Here is a 15,545-nt window from a genome sequence, read left to right on the forward strand (position 1 = left end):
CACCGATGAACCTGCTCGAACTCAAGGACAAGATCAAATCCCACCTGGTCGCCGGTTACCCGGGCTGTTCATCCACTCAGGGGAAGAGGCGCGGATCGACGCCGTGCTGGCCGACGTAGCGGCGCAACTGCATCTGAGCCCAAAGGAGTGGAACCTCGGTTATGGCTGGGTGGATTTTCACAACAAGCAGCCGCGGGGCAGCCAGGGCCCGGACACCGACCTGGCTACCAGCCTGCCGGCACTGCTCGACGATGACCTGGACGGCAAGCTGTTCGTCATCAAGGACGCCCGCAGCGCCCTGGAGCACCAGCCCCTGGCCGTGGCGCGACTGAAGCAGTTGCTCAACCGCATCCAGCGCCATCATCGCGGCGCGGCGGCGGTGGTCCTGGTCTCGGAAACCCTGCATATCCCGCCACAGATCGAAGCACAGATCACCCTGTTGCCCCTTCCCTTGCCCCGTGGCGAGGAGATCGTCGAACAAATCGGCCGCGTTTGCCGCGAGTGCGACCTGCTGGTGCCGGAAAGCCTGCAACAACGCCTGCAGGCCGCATGCAGCGGCCTTAGCCAGGAGGAAATCCGCTCGGCTCTGGCGATGGTTCGATTGCAGCATGAACAGATCAACGATGCCGCCCTGGCGCTGATCCAGCGCGAGAAGGAACAGATCATTGCCAAGAGCGGTGTCCTGGAGATGCTCCGGGTCAATGCCAGCGCCGCGGATATCGGTGGCCTGGAAAACCTCAAGCAGTGGCTGGAGCGCCGCGCACAGATCTTCCGCCGCCTCGGCGAAGCCCGTGAGGCACGGGTCCAGGCGCCCAAGGGCGTGCTGATCGCCGGCATGCCCGGATGTGGCAAATCCCTGACTGCCAAGGCTGCGGCCGGGCTCTTCCAACTGCCATTGCTGCGCCTGGATATCGGTTCCTTGCTGGGCAAGTATGTCGGCGAAAGCGAACACAACATGCGCCGCGCCCTGACCATGGCCGAGTCGGTCAGCCCCTGCATCCTGTGGATCGACGAGTTGGAAAAGGCCTTCGTCGGCATGACCAGCGGCAGCGGTTCGGAAGTCTCCTCGCGACTGTTCGGCTACTTCCTCACCTGGATGCAGGAAAAGACCGGCGCGGTATTCGTGATCGCCACCGCCAACAATGTCGCCGCGCTACCGCCGGAACTGCTGCGCAAGGGGCGTTTCGACGAGGTGTTCTACGTCGGTTTCCCCAATGCCATCGAGCGCGGCGCGATCCTGGATATCCAACTCCGCGGCGAAACCCTGGAGCTGGACGACGAACAGCGCCGGCAACTGGTCAGCCAGTGCCGCGACTATGCTGGCGCGGATATTCAGAACGCCATCAACGAAGCACGGGAAACTGCCTTCCTCGCCGACCGCGCATTGACTTTCAGCGACCTCGAGGCGGCCATCGACTCGACCGTTCCCCTGCGGGAAACCCTGCGCGAGCAGGTCGCGGAGTACGAGGAGATTTTCGAGAAACTCAAGCTCAAGCCTGCCTCCCGGTGCGATGGCCTGAGCGTGGCGCAGATGATCCAGATGGCCGAAAGCGCCAACGCCTTACGCCGTGAGGAAGTAGCGCGCAACGAGGACTGCCCGGACGACCTGCTGGAAAAGCTGGCTCTCGATCCGGTCGGGGAAATCCGCAATGCCGTGTACCGTAACCCCAACTGCCCGGAGCGGGTGCTGACCCTGCGGATCAATATCGACGAGGGTGCGGCCGGCTTCGATCGCGAGCTGCTGCACCTGGCCTGCCTGCATCCCCATGCACCGCAGGATCTGTTGGCGTCACGGTTCCAATGGCTGGCGCTCAAGCCTGACCAGCGCCGCCAACTGGCAGTGAAAAGCAGCCATGAATCGCTGCTGCGCCAGTTGTTGCACGACGAGGACACCGAGGTACGTGTTGCCCTGGCGCACAACCGGCACCTGGGCATCGATGGCCAGCGCCAGTTGGGCAAGGATACCGAAGATGCCGTGCGACTGGCCCTGGCCGGCAACCCGCTGCTGTCCGGCGAGCTCCAGTCGCTGTTGTCGCGAGACCCGAGCGGTGAAGTCCGGGCGACGCTGGCGCGACTGCCGACCCTTGGCGAAAAGGCCCAGTTGAACCTGGGGCAGACGACGATATCGACGTCCTGCTTGCGCTGGCGGCTCGCCACGCTGATGCGCAACTGCCAGAGGCGGTGCAGATGGAGCTGACCAAAAGCCCCGTGGACGTGCGCCTGCAACTGGCGGGCAATCCCGCGACCGGCGCTGCGGCGCAATTGCTGCTGGCCCAGGATGCTCATGTCGAAGTCCGCAAGACCCTGGCCGGTCACCCGGCCTTGGGCAGTGCCACCGTTCAGTACCTGATCAAGGATGTGGAGGCGGTACTGGTCACCCTGGCTGGCAACCACGGCCTGAGCCCGCTGCAATTGCGGGGTCTGGTCCAGCACGAATCCGGGGACGTGCGCAAGGCCCTGGCGGGCAACACAAGCGCCGGCCTGGAGATTCTCGGCCTGCTGAGTCGGGATCCGTTGGCGGAGGTCCGCGAGGAGCTCGCCAGCAACGAGACCCTCAGCGCGCAAATTATCGACACCCTGCTTCGCGACCCGCATAGCGACGTACGCGAGGCCATACTGCTATGGCATAAGGAAGTCGATACCGAGCAACAACAACGCCTGGCGAATGATCCTGTGTGCGCAGTGCGCGAGCGCTTTGCCTGGCACAACGCCACGGGCGTCGACATTCACGAGCAACTGCTCGCCGACAACGCCAAGGTGCGCGCTGAACTGGCCAGCAATAGAAGTACCAGCATCAGCGTCCAGCAACGCCTGGCGCTGGATCCGGCCCCTGAGGTCCGCTGCGCCCTGGCACGCAACGCTGAAACCCACGAAGGCATCCAGGTGTTGCTGGCCGAGGACCCGGATGTCCAAGTGCGCGTCGAACTGGCCGGCAATGAAGATCTGGCAGGTGTAGCGTTCCCGCTGTTGCTCAAGGATGTCGAGGAAGTGCAACTGGCGCTGGCCGCGAACCGTGGACTGATGCCAAAACAATACGGCCGGCTGGCACGAAGCGGTTTCGACAAGGTGCAGATGGTGCTCGCAGGTAACCCGTTTATCGACGAGGAACTGATACGCGAGCTCGGCCAACACGCTGTTGCCACCACTCCGGGCAGCATTTGGACCATCCAGCATGAACCCTCGCCGAGGTTGCTGGCGCTGGCCCGAAATCCCGGGCTGGGGGAAAGCCTGCAGCGCGAGTACTACGAAGGCTGGAAGCATTCTCCAGTGTTGATGCAAGCGTTGGCCGGCAATCGTTCGCTGGTTCCGGGCTTGCAACTGCTCCTGGCAAGGCACCCGGATACCGAGGTCCGCCGTCAGCTTGCGAACAATGAGAAGCTGGCCGCAGACGTCGCGCGCGTCCTGCTCGAGGATATGTCGGTACGTACCGCGCTGATTCGTAGCCAGGTGCTGGATGCCGATATAGAGCAGGCGTTGCGCGACGATCACCGCTACGACATTCGCTTTGAACTGGCGGGTAACCGATACACGAGGACCGCCACCCAGTTGGCGCTCGCAACGGACCACGACGTAGATGTGCGCCGCGAACTGCTGACCCAGGCCAACGCCCAGCGCGGCTTCATCTTGAAGCTGGCGGCGCAGGCTGCGCTGGCACAGGACGATCATGAAGAGATTCGTGTGCTCCTGGCCCAGCATCCGCACCTGGGCCTGGGCCTGCAAGCCCGGCTTGCCGAAGATGAAGAGACCTGCGTACGGGAGGCGCTGGCCGCACGCCCCTCCGGGCTCCACGGTCGGGCGTTGAGCGAGGAAGTGCAACTGCGCCTGTTGAAGGACCCACAGGCGAGCGTACGCATGGCACTGGCCGGTAACGCTCAGCTACTGCCACATGTGCAATTGGCCCTGTCGCGGGACAGCGACACCCAGGTGCGTATTGCGCTGATTCGCAAATCCGGCAGCTTCGGACCACGCCTGCTGATGGTGGTCCAGAAAAGCCTGGCGAACGATGCCAGTGTGGAGGTTAGAAGCGCCTTGGCTGACGCCCTGTTCGGCCTCTACCCGCCGGCCACCAGCGAGGAAATACTGCTGGGTCTGGCGGGCGACAGCGATCACCGGGTAAAGGAGGCCATCGTCTGGGCCCTGAACTTCGGTGAGATGCGCTTCAGCGATGCGGTGATCGACCGCCTAAGGAAAGGACTCGACAAGGACACACTGGAAGCCTTGGAAGAGGCGCTGGCCAGTTGCGAAGACTGAGGACCTGCACAGTCGGGAACCTGTTCCCACGCGCATCTCTTGCGTGCGGGAACAGGTTGTTGCTTGCGCAAAAAGGACATCAGGCGCCAGATCTGCCAAATTCCTACGACAGATCCGGCAATTCTTACGGTCTCTTCACAATTCGGTCCATTTCCTGCTGCGAGCAGGTCGACGCATCGACAAGATGCCCACGCCTACCGACACACAAGGACAAGTGCCGTGCTCAAACCCCTCGCCATCGCCGTTGCCCTCGGATCCGCCTTGCTCCCTTTGGGGGCTGGCGCCTATGACTACGGGCAATACGCCAGCCAGACCCTGGATCGCCTGATCCACGACTATCCCGGCCGCTATCGCGGCACCGCCAACTTCGCCGGCGCTGCCGACTGGATGCAGGCACAGTTGGCCTATGGCTACCAGACCAGCCGCCAGGATTTCACCTGGGCCGGCACGCGCAGTTCGCAGAATGTAATCGCCTCCGCCGCCGGGACCAGCAGCAACTATGTGGTGCTGGGTGCGCACTTCGACACCTATTTCGGGCGCCCGACCCTGCAAGGCCTGGACGACAATGCCTCGGGCGCGGCGGTGCTGACCGAGATCGCCCGCAACCTCGGCGGCGTGCAACTGGAGAACGGCCTGGAAGTGGTCGGCTTTGGTGCCGAGGAAGAAGGGCTGCGCGGCTCGCGGGCCTACGTCGCGGCCCTCAGCGACAGCCAGCGCGCCAACCTGCTGGGGATGATCAACCTCGATAGCCTGGTCACCGGCGACAAGATGTACGCCCATGCCGGCAGCAATGCCGCCGACAACCCGGCCCTCGGCGCGTACCGCGACCAGCTCATGCGTATCGCCGGGGAGTTGAAGATCGACCTGTTCACCAACCCCGGCCTGAATCCCGCCTACCCTGCCGGCACAGGCTGTTGCAGCGATGGCGAAAGCTTCGAAGGCCTGAATGTGCCGGTGCTGTTCATCGAGGCGACCAATTGGGAGCTGGGTGATCTGGACGGTTACGAGCAGACCGACAACCCGGCGATTCCGGGTGGGTCCACCTGGCACGACCCGAACGAAGACAACCAGACCGTGCTCACCGGCGCCTTCGGTCAGGAGCGCATCGACCAGCGCCTGCGGGATTTTTCGCGGCTGCTGACGCGCCTGGTACTGGAACTGACCAACGCCGACCTGCTCGCTTCCACCGCTTCCGGCGGAGCCATGGCGCGGCAGATGGAAGACCAGTTGCAGCGCCAGCACCAGGCAATGACGCGACTGCATGACCGGCGCTGGCTGACCTTGCTGGACAGCCAGCGGACCGTCGGCAGCTTCGATGGCGAGGTTGGCGTCGAGGGCGAGGTATCGCCCGACAGCGGATTCGATGTGGCCAGCAACCCGGAGTCCAAGCGCGTCGGCGTGCATGTGCTGGGCGACTACCGGCTGAGCGATGCGCTGACCGTCGGTGCCAGCCTGGGCTTCGAGCGCAGCCGCGACAGCCTGGAGCATGGCGGGCGGGTCGAAGGCGATACCTGGCAAGCCGGCCTGTTCGGCCTGCTCGATGATGGCGCAGCGCAGTGGCTGGCGGGTGAGCTGAGTGCCGGGCATACCCGTTTCGACACCCGCCGCTCGGTGTACATCCAGGCCAACAACGGCCCGGTTTTGCTTGACCAGCGCCTGTCCGGGGATACCTCCGCGCTGTTCTGGGGCGCGCGGCTGGAGGGTGGCCATGACTTCGACCTTGGAGGCTTGAAGACCGGGCCGCTGGCGGGGCTGGATTACGTGCATTACCGCATCGATGACTTCCATGAAGACGAAGCGCTGCGTACCGCACTGGGTTACGAGAAGCAGGACTACGACGGGCTCGAGGCCAGCCTGGGCTGGCGCCTGCGTGGCGAACTCGGGCTGGGTGCCGGCATGCGGGTCAAGCCCTACGCCAGCGTGCGCTGGGTGCGGGAGCTGGCGGATGGGCGACTGGACGAGATCGACCTGGCAGCCCGGGCGGACGGGCGCGTGCGGGTCGCGGACCTGGCGAAGGTCGACAAGAGCTTCGGGCGCGCGCAGCTCGGCGCGCAGCTGATGGTGACCGAACAGCTGGGGGTATTTGCCGAGGCCAATACCCGATTCGCCCATGACGAAGGAAACCAGGCGGGATATTCGTTGGGCGTGCAGTGGCTATTCTGAGCCTTCGAGGCCGTGGTGCATGAAGGAGCCCATTCACAAAGCGAATAGAACGGATTCCAACATTTAATTTGTGGATGCACCGCGATGCTCATACTGTAGAGCGGCAGCCCCGGTAGAACGCCCGTTACAGGCGCTCCCGGGGTCACAACAACAAACACCCCGAGACTGTCCATGTCCAAATCCTACTTCGCCCCTCACGGCGGGCACCCGGCTCAGACCGAGCTGCTGACAGACCGTGCGATGTTCACCGAGGCCTATGCCGTCATTCCCAAGGGCGTGATGCGCGATATCGTCACCAGCCACCTGCCCTTCTGGGACAAGATGCGCATGTGGGTCATCGCCCGCCCGCTGTCCGGCTTCGCCGAAACCTTCTCCCAGTACATCGTCGAGGTGGCCCCGGAAGGCGGCAGCGAGCGTCCTGAACTGGACAAGAACGCCGAAGCGGTGCTGTTCGTCGTCGAGGGTGAAGTCGATATCACCCTGCAGGGCAAGAACTACACGCTCAAGCCGGGTGGCTACGCCTTCATCCCGCCGGCGGCCGAATGGAGCCTGCGCAACAACAGCAAGGCCAATGTCACCTTCCACTGGATCCGCAAGCACTACGAAGCCGTGGAAGGCCTGCCGCACCCGGAAGCGTTCGTCACCAACGAGCAGGACATCACCCCGATCCCGATGCCGGGTACCGACGGCGCCTGGGTCACCACCCGCTTCGTCGACATGGCGGACATGCGTCACGACATGCACGTCAACATCGTTACCTTCCAGCCGGGCGGCGTGATTCCGTTCGCCGAAACCCACGTCATGGAGCACGGCCTGTACGTGCTCGAAGGCAAGGCGGTGTATCGCCTGAACCAGGACTGGGTGGAAGTGGAAGCCGGCGACTTCATGTGGCTGCGCGCCTTCTGCCCGCAGGCCTGCTACTCCGGTGGCCCTGGCCCGTTCCGCTACCTGCTGTACAAGGATGTGAACCGCAACGTGCACCTGACGCTGAACCCGAAGCGTTGAGTGACGTCGGGCTCGCAGCCTGAATGAGAAAGCCCGCCGGTGGATGGCGGGCTTTTTTATGGGTGTCTGTGAGGGCCTCATCGCCGACAACGCCGGCTCCCACAAGGTTTGCGGTGCACACAAAACCTGTGGGAGCTGCGGTTCGGCGCTCCGACTTGCCAGCGATGAGGCCGTCGAGGTCAACCACTCATTCCTGATCCAGCAACCCCGCCAGCACCACCCCCAATTCCTTCACCATCGGCTCCGCCGTCGGCCGGTGCACTACAACGATCTCGTAGCTGTCCACCACCGGCAGCCCGTCCTTTGCCCCAAGAACCCGATGGTCTGCGGTGACTGCCCGCGGAGGCAGCAGGCTGATGCCCATCCCGTCCGCCACTGCCGCCTGGATTCCGCTGAGGCTGGAGCTGGTGAACGCGATCCGCCAACGCCGACCGAGGCCCTCCACGGCGTTGATGATTTCGTCGCGGTACAAGCCCCGGGGCGGGAAGGTCACCAGCGGAATCGGGTCCAGTTCCAAGGCTGGATTCTTCGCACTGTCGATCCATGACAGTTCTTCCGACCAACTGGCCACCCCTTCCCTACCGTTGCGCCGTTGCTTCAATAGCACCAGGTCCAGCTCGCCGTTGTCGTAGCTCTGGGCGATGTCCCGGCACAGGCCACTGGCGACTTCCAGCTTGACCTCGGGGTGCTTGCGGTTGAAGGCGGACAAGGCCTTGGTGGTGCGGCCGCCAACGAAATCCTCCGGCACGCCCAAACGCACGGTAACGCCTACGGTTGCACCGGCCAGGGCTTCGAGCATCTGGTCGTTGAGCGCCAGCATGTGCCGGGCATAGCCGAGCAGGGTCTGGCCGGCATCGGTGGGCAGCACGTCGCGGTTGCCGCGTTCAAGCAGGCGGTGGCCGACCATGTCTTCCAGGCGGCGGACCTTCTGGCTGATGGTGGATTGAGTGGAGTGCAGGCGCGAGGCGGCTGTGGTGAAACTGCCGCAGTCGGCGACCACCACGATCGCGCGCAGCAGATCGAGATCGAACAGGGTTCTAGCGGGTTTCGCAATGGCAGGCATGGGGGCATTTACAGAATGAATGACCCCCGAGGTTTTAGCATGCCCTCAGGCTGCCGGCGAGCCTTGCAGGAACATCTGCCGTTCGGCATCGCGGCGCTTGACCATGCCGATATCCGGCCGCCCCCGGACCTGAATCCATTTGGAAAACTCCGCCGCCGCGCGTTCGAAATCGCTGGCGTTGACGTGGCGCAGCAGGATCGAGTTGCGCAGACGCGCCAGGCCGTAATCGAACACCAGCAGCAGGAGCGCGTCCCATTGGCCCTGGCTGACCGGGACCGTCAGCATCCCGGCCAGTTGCGTCTCGAAACGGCCAATCTCGTGTTCCAGCTTGGCCTCGGCCTCGGGCTGGGTGATCTCCATGCCCTCGCTGACATCGCCATAGTGGGCATAACCGATGAACCACAGGCCGCTGACATCCTGGCGGGCCTTGAGGGTCAGTCCGTTGCGGCGTTTGATCAGGTCCAGGCCCGTCGGGGACAGTCGCATGTGCCAGCTCCTTGCATGAAGTGAAGGACAACGTCGGGCAAGACTACTTCAGTCATGGCGTCCAGTGATAGCACTTAGCTGCTACTGAATGCCGCACGCCTGACGCGTCAGAAGCTCACCTTCACCCCCACATACCCGGTACGTCCCGGTGCCGGCTCGTAGTAGCGTCCGCCGCTGTCATTGATCCGCAGGTTGTCGTAGTAGCGACGGTCCGTCAGGTTATCCAGCCCTACATAGGGTTCCAGGTTTTCCGCCCAGCCCTTGAGCTGCATGCCCAGGCGCAGGTTGACCAGCGCATAGCCACCGACCCGTGCGGTATTACCGCTGTCGGCGTACTGGCGGTCGAACACCGAGGTGTTCAGGCGTGCATACCAGTTGTCACGGCTGTAGGAAACTTCACCGAACAGGCTTTGCACGGGAATACCGGGCAGGCGATTGCCGTCGGCATTTTCGAAACTGCGGTAGGTGTAGTCGTTGAGGCTGTAGGCCGTGCTGACCTGCCAGTGTTCGTCCGGCTGCCAGCGCGCGCTGAGTTCCAGGCCGTCGCGGCGGGTCGAACCGGCGTTGCGGTAGAACGTGCGGCCATCGACGTAGGGCACCAGTTCGTCACGGGTATCGATGCGATACACCACGGCTTCGTAACGCCAATGCGCAGTTTCGCCCTTGAAACCGACCTCCTGGTTAAGCGCCTCCGCCGGTTCCAGGCTGCTGTTGAAACCACCACCATTGGGATTGGCCAGTTCGCTGACAGTCGGCGTCTCGAAGGAAGTAGCGACGCGGGCGTAGATCGTGTGGGACGGATCCAGGCGATAACTGAGACCAACGCTGTAGTTGAGGTCACGCAGGTTGCGCTTGCCGGAGTCGTCACCATCACGCAGGTAGTGATCGTCCACGCTCAGGCGTACGGTGTCGTGGCGCAGGCCCAGGCTGAGTAACCAGTTCTCGCCAAGCTCGGTGCGGTTTTCCACGAACAGACCGAGGCTGCGGGCCTCTTCACGTTGACGGGAGGTCAGCGCACCCTTCTCGCCCCCGAGGATATTGTTGTTGCGATCACGGTCGTCGCGCAGGGATTCCAGGTCGCCCCCGAACGTGAACCAGTGCTTGAGGCCGAACCAGTCGGCGACATGGGTGTAGTTGGCACCGGCGCCGGCGAACAACCGCTCATAGCTGGTCTGGCCGTTGGCGGCCAATGGCAGGCGATTCTCGAAATCCCGTTGACCGACATAGCTGCGGATCTGGTAGGTATCTTCTCCAAGCGGCTGTCCGTCCCACACCAGCGACAAACGCTGCTGCCTGATGCGCTCGTCGGAATCGAAGCTCAGGCTTTGCGGACGGGCCTGGTTGCGGTCGGCACGAACCTGCCCCAGGGTCAACCCGCCCGGGTCCTCCGAGCGGTTATCGAGAGCGTGCAGGGTCAACGCCAGGCGCCCCGTTTCGCCCCACCAGCGCAGCTTGCCGGTGAGGTTGTTGGCCTCGCTGGTGGCATGCTGGCGATAACCGTCGGACTGGGTCGAGCTGACAGCGGCCAGGGCGCCGAAATTGCCCTCGGTGCCGCTGGCTTCCACGCTCTGCCGGCGGAAACCGTAGCTACCGACGCTGACATCGCCGGACACACCGGGTGGTCGCCCGGCTCGCGGGTCTCGATCGCCAGCACCCCGCCCGCGCCGTTGCCGTAGAGCACGGCAGCCGGTCCGCGCAGCACTTCCATGCGCTCGACCAGGCCCAGGTCGAAGCCGTCCAGTTCGGTCTGGCCATCGGGCATGGTCAGCGGTACGCCATCGACCAGCACGCGAATGCCGCGCACGCCGAAGCTGGAGCGCGAGCCGAAACCGCGGATCGCCGGGCGCAGCCCTTGGGCGGCGTTGTAGCGGCTTTGCACCACAACCCCCGGCACGCCGGAGAGCAGGTTGCCGAGGGTCAGCGCCTGTTCGCCGCGACTGTCGGCGGCATCGACCACGCTGGCGGACAATGCGGCCTGGGCCCACTCGTCGCCGGTGCGCGTGGCGCTGATCACCACGGGATCGACATCGACAGCGGTATCGGCCAAGGCGCCGGTACTGGTGAGCAGTAGCGCACCCAGGGCGGCGCAGCGGTGTGCGGCGCGTTGCCGCTCGTTGTCATTCATAAGGCTTTCCATCCGGTCCCGCACAAAGGGGCTGAGTGGACCATAAACCGGCGGTTGGGCATAGGGCTATCAGGCTTGGGGCTGGGGGTTGGGGGACTTGGGTTGGGGGTCGAAAGTAGGAGTGTCAGAGCGATTTTGGGGCTGCTTTGCAGCCCCAAGGGATCTCAATAGAAATACGCCAGCCTGAACTGCAACGAATTATCGATCTTCACGCCCTCGCGCACCGAGGTGTCGTGCATCACCTGCCCCATCACCTGCAACTGCTTGTTGACCATGGTCGCCACGGTGAAGCCGACGGTTCCATTGTCACGGCTGGTGGCCAGGGTCACGCCATCCAGGGTCTCGCGGCCGCCCCAGTTGTGCCGGTAGGTGAGCGCCGCATAGGTGTCCTGGGTGAAGTTGTAGCGAAGGTGATTGTGCAGTTGCAGCAGCGTGTCCTTTTTCGCATCGGTGGAGCGCTGGTCCTGGTAGAACTCGGCCTCGGCGATCACATCCCAGGTGATCCGCTCCGTCAGGCCCTTGATGTAGCCGACCTGGAAATCCACCGCCCAGCGGTTGTTGCTGAGTGCGAAGCCTTCGTTCTTGTCGCTGCCGGTCGGCGCGGTGAAGAACACCGACCAACCCAGGTGCTCGTTGCGCTCCAGGTCGCCGATGGTCCACAGCGTACCGCCGAAGGTGATGTCGCCGAGCCCGGAATTCTTCGTATGGGTCGCACCGATATCCTGCTGGCCGAAGGGGATGACGATCTGCGGGTCCCAGGTGTAGCCGGTACCGAAGAAGTCCGTGAAGTGGATCAGGCGCAGGACGCCCACCGTCATGTCCAGGTCAAGATCGTCGGCGACCTTCTTGCCGCCGGAATAGACCTTGTCGCCCCGCGGGTTCTGTTGATAGAGCACCACCACATCGGTGCCCTTGGGCAGCGCAATGTAATCACCGGGGTCGGGTTTGACATCGGCCAGGGCCGTGCAGGTAGCGCCGAACAGTGTGAGGCCGAGCGCAAGGGCCGGGGCGTTGAAGCTCTTCATGATGGACTCTCGTTGTTGTTTTTGTTGGCGTGCAGAGCCCCGGACGGCCCCGTTTCCGGGGTCGCCTGGGTAATGAATCGAACTCAGTTGGCGGCGCTGGCCTTCAGATCGGCTTGAAGATCATGGGTGCGCTTGACCAGGTATTGGCGGATAAGCTCCATATCCTCGGCCTTGAGGATGTCGGAGAAGTTCGGCATGCCGCGGTAGATCAAGGCCCCGCTGACGAACGCCGGGAAAACCTGGTGCTTCTCCTTCGTCAGGTAGCGCAGGTCGGGGACGACCCCGCCGGCCACCGCATTCAGGCCATGACAGCCGGCGCACAGGCCATTGAACAGGTTGCGCGCTTGGGCCAGTTGCTCCGGCGAGGCTGTCAGCTCCAGCTCGACATTGGGGAACACCGGCGCCTGCTTCGGCGGGGGTAGCTCACCTTTGGCTCCCAGCTTGAAGGCAATGATCCGCGACTCGGACTGGACCTTGGCCTTGTTGGTCAGCGAGCCGGTCAGCAACGGCAGGATCCCGCCCCAGCCGACGGAAAAGGCAACGTACTGATCCTTGCCCACGGTATAGGTGATCGGCCCGGCCATGACCCCGGAGTTGGCCCGGTGCTCCCAGAGCTTCTCGCCCTTGTCGGCGCTGTAGGCCACCACGCGACCGTCCGCGGTGCCCTGGAACACCAGGTTGCCGGCGGTGCTGAGGGTGCCGCCGTTGCCGGCGCTGGCGTATTCCTGTTTCCAGGCCGGGGCCTGCTTGACCGGATCCCAGGCGATCAGCTCGCCGGTCCAGGCATCGCGGATCTGCTTGAAGGCCTTCGGATCTTCCGGCACGTCCGGTACGTCGAGTCCGAAGTTGAGCACCGATTTGTTCGGGAAGAACATCGGTTCCTTGGCCGCCTTCAGCTCGGCCAGGGTGTGCTGGGCCGGGATATAGACGTAGCCGGTCCTGGGGCTGTAGGACATCGGGTGCCAATTGTGGCCACCGAGGAAACTTGGCTGTACGACCTTGGGTTCTTTCGAGTAATCCGCCGCGCCGGTCAGCACTGGCCGGCCTGTCTTCAGATCGATCTCGCTGGCCCAGTTCACCGGGACGTAGTTCTTCGCCGAAAGCAGCTTGCCGTTGGTGCGGTCGAGCACATAGAAGAAGCCATTTTTCGGTGCCTGCATCAGGACCTTTCGCACCTGGCCGTCGATCTTGATGTCGGCGAGGATCATGTGCTGGGTCGCGGTGTAGTCCCAGCGGTCCTGCGGGGTGACCTGGTAGTGCCAGACGTATTCACCGGTGTCCGGGCGCAGGGCCAGGATCGACGAGACGAACAGGTTGTCGCCCTTGCCCTGGCTGCGGAACTGGTAGTTCCATGGCGAGCCGTTGCCGGTGCCGATGTACAGCAGGTCGAGTTCCGGGTCGTAGGCCATGGAGTCCCAGGCGGTGCCGCCACCGCCCCATTTCACCCAGCCGTCGCCGGTCCAGGTCTTCATCGCCATGGCCATGGCCGGGTTTTCCGGCGGCAATTTGGGGTCGCCCGGCACGGTGTAGAAGCGCCAGGCCTGCTTGCCGGTCTCGGCGTCGTAGGCGGTGACATAGCCGCGCACGCCGAACTCGGCGCCACCGTTGCCGATCAGTACCTTGCCCTTGACGATACGCGGCGCGCCGGTGATGGAGTAGCTCTTGCTGCGGTCGATGATGGTGTCCACCGACCAGGCTTCCTTGCCGGTGGCCGCGTCGAGGGCGATCAGGCGGCCATCGAAACTGCCAACGTAGACCTTGCCGTTCCACACCGCGACACCGCGGTTGACCGGGCCACAGCAGCCCTGGCTGAGGTTGGCCGGTGGCACATGGGGGTCGTATTTCCACAGCATCTCGCCGGTCGCGGCGTTCATCGCATAGACGATGCTGAAGGCTCCGGTGGTGTACATCACTCCGTCCACCACGATGGGCGTGGCCTCGGTGCCGCTGTCGATGTCCAGGCGGGTAGTCCAGGCCATGCCGAGCTGGCCGACGTTGCTGTCGTTCACCGCGTCCAGCGGGCTATAGCGCTGCTCGTCGTAGGTACGACCATGGCTCATCCAGTTGCCCGGTTCGAGGTTGGCATTGGTCAGGCGTTTCGCATCGACCTGTGCGGGGGCACTCGGCGGGGCGTCGGCAGCCGAGGCATGCAGGGTCGAAAGCAGCACGGGCAGGCCCGCCAGCAGGAAAAGGGTTTTCATGTGTTTCGGACTCCAGCGACACATTTATTGTTGTTATGCGCCCGCAAGGCAGCCTGCCCCGCAGGCCAAGCATTAGCAGGCTCTGCACTACGCAGGAGTATTAGAAGTCGTGCTGCAAGGCGGCGCTTGACTGTCACCGCCAACGCAGTTGGCATTTCTTGCCAGTGCCTACAGCTGGAAGGCGTGTGCCCGGTAATCCCGGGGCGAAACCTCGAACTGGCGCTTGAACGCGCGGCTGAAATGGGCGACATCGACGAAGCCCCACTTGAAGGCGATCTGGGTGATCGACTGGCTGCGCAGGGTGTGGCAACACAGGTCATGGGCCACTTTCGTCAGACGGGTCCGAAGGATATAGCGCGAGACGCTTTCGCCGTGTTCCTCGAACAGCCGGTAAAGACTGCGCACCGAGGTGTGCAGTTGATCCGCAAGGTAGGCAGGGCCGAGATCGACATCCTGCAGCGACTCGTCCACCAGGCGCAGCGCCGTGGCGAACAGGCTGTCGCTCTGCAGCAGAAGGTTCCCGTCCTGCACCTGCCCGGACATCGCCGGCAGCACCAGCGACACCAGGGCGTTCTGGATGGCCTGGCCGTCATCGCCATTGGCCGCGCCGTCGCCGAGCAGGCCGATCGATTGCACCAGCGAACGCACCATGCGGCTGGACACGTTGTTGCGCGACAGCTTGCCGAACAGGTTATCGCCCTTGAACTGGCGGGTAACGATGTCCCGTGACAGGTGTACGGAAATGTTCTCGACCAGGCCCAGCGGCTCGATCTCGAACAGCCGCGCCGAGTCCACCAGGGCGATGTCCTCGGGGCCCAGCTCGACCTCCATGCCCGCCTGGCGAATCCGCTGGCGGCCGCTGCGCTGGTAGATCAGGAAGCAATGGCTGTCATCGCTGTCCACGCCGATCAATTCGCGGCTGATCAGGCGGGCATTGGTACGGATATGGGCGGTGTCCAGGGCACCGATGGCCTGGCTGTGGATCTCGCCGATGAAGTGGCGGGTCAGGCTCGAAGGCAGGGTGCTGAAATTGCCGCAAATGCTGCGCAGGGATTGGCACCAGCGCTCGAAGCCGGCCTGCTCGCTCGATGACAGGAACATGGCATCCTCCGATCTTATTATTTAATTAACATATTATCTAATTTCGAAGAGATCAAGCCGTTTAACGATACAACCTAAACCTGTAAGAACACTAAAAAGTATCACGACAGCCTGGCTTCGACAGG

General features: G+C 63.6%; 11 protein-coding genes. 4 read left to right on the forward strand and 7 right to left on the reverse strand.

Features of this window, described 5'->3' with window-relative positions:
* Positions 1 to 64: 64 nt before the first annotated feature.
* From CSV86_RS13995 to CSV86_RS14010, 4 genes are all read left to right on the forward strand, one after another.
* Positions 65 to 2,197 (forward strand): AAA family ATPase, encoded by a 2,133-nt coding sequence (locus CSV86_RS13995; RefSeq protein WP_512700230.1) that lies wholly within the window; start codon positions 65 to 67, stop codon positions 2,195 to 2,197.
* On the forward strand, positions 2,188 to 4,251 hold the full coding sequence (locus CSV86_RS14000) for a HEAT repeat domain-containing protein (protein WP_170394807.1): 2,064 nt from the start codon (positions 2,188 to 2,190) through the stop codon (positions 4,249 to 4,251). Before CSV86_RS13995 ends, CSV86_RS14000 begins: the two co-directional genes overlap by 10 nt.
* Positions 4,252 to 4,470: 219 nt before the next feature.
* Positions 4,471 to 6,414 (forward strand): autotransporter outer membrane beta-barrel domain-containing protein, encoded by a 1,944-nt coding sequence (locus tag CSV86_RS14005; RefSeq protein WP_009394087.1) that lies wholly within the window; start codon positions 4,471 to 4,473, stop codon positions 6,412 to 6,414.
* A 171-nt stretch (positions 6,415 to 6,585) separates the two neighbouring features.
* Complete coding sequence (locus CSV86_RS14010; RefSeq protein ID WP_009394085.1) at positions 6,586 to 7,419, forward strand: bifunctional allantoicase/(S)-ureidoglycine aminohydrolase; 834 nt, start codon at positions 6,586 to 6,588, stop codon at positions 7,417 to 7,419.
* Positions 7,420 to 7,606: 187 nt separating this feature from the next.
* Here CSV86_RS14010 and CSV86_RS14015 read toward each other — a convergent pair whose 3' ends face one another.
* From CSV86_RS14015 to feaR, 7 genes are all read right to left on the reverse strand, one after another.
* Positions 7,607 to 8,482, reverse strand: coding sequence for a LysR substrate-binding domain-containing protein (locus CSV86_RS14015; RefSeq protein ID WP_009394084.1), 876 nt, complete (start codon positions 8,480 to 8,482; stop codon positions 7,607 to 7,609).
* 45 nt (positions 8,483 to 8,527) lie between these two features.
* Positions 8,528 to 8,968: a lysozyme gene (locus CSV86_RS14020; protein WP_009394083.1), complete on the reverse strand. Its 441-nt coding sequence runs from the start codon at positions 8,966 to 8,968 to the stop codon at positions 8,528 to 8,530.
* Positions 8,969 to 9,075: 107 nt separating this feature from the next.
* The gene (locus CSV86_RS14025; protein ID WP_311985876.1) at positions 9,076 to 10,386 is read right to left on the reverse strand and encodes a TonB-dependent receptor family protein; all 1,311 of its coding nucleotides are present in this window, start codon (positions 10,384 to 10,386) and stop codon (positions 9,076 to 9,078) included.
* Positions 10,383 to 11,093: a TonB-dependent receptor plug domain-containing protein gene (locus CSV86_RS31995; protein WP_283811590.1), complete on the reverse strand. Its 711-nt coding sequence runs from the start codon at positions 11,091 to 11,093 to the stop codon at positions 10,383 to 10,385. Before CSV86_RS31995 ends, CSV86_RS14025 begins: the two co-directional genes overlap by 4 nt.
* A gap of 164 nt (positions 11,094 to 11,257) precedes the next feature.
* Positions 11,258 to 12,118 carry a transporter gene (locus CSV86_RS14030; RefSeq protein WP_009394081.1) on the reverse strand — a complete coding sequence of 287 codons (861 nt, stop codon included), beginning with the start codon at positions 12,116 to 12,118 and terminating at the stop codon, positions 11,258 to 11,260.
* A gap of 83 nt (positions 12,119 to 12,201) precedes the next feature.
* Positions 12,202 to 14,319: a PQQ-dependent dehydrogenase, methanol/ethanol family gene (locus CSV86_RS14035; RefSeq protein WP_009394080.1), complete on the reverse strand. Its 2,118-nt coding sequence runs from the start codon at positions 14,317 to 14,319 to the stop codon at positions 12,202 to 12,204.
* Positions 14,320 to 14,487: 168 nt separating this feature from the next.
* Positions 14,488 to 15,420, reverse strand: coding sequence for a transcriptional regulator FeaR (gene feaR, locus CSV86_RS14040; protein WP_009394079.1), 933 nt, complete (start codon positions 15,418 to 15,420; stop codon positions 14,488 to 14,490).
* Positions 15,421 to 15,545: the final 125 nt, after the last annotated feature.

The organism is Pseudomonas bharatica CSV86 (genome assembly GCF_000319305.2).
GTDB classification, from domain to species: domain Bacteria; phylum Pseudomonadota; class Gammaproteobacteria; order Pseudomonadales; family Pseudomonadaceae; genus Aquipseudomonas; species Aquipseudomonas bharatica.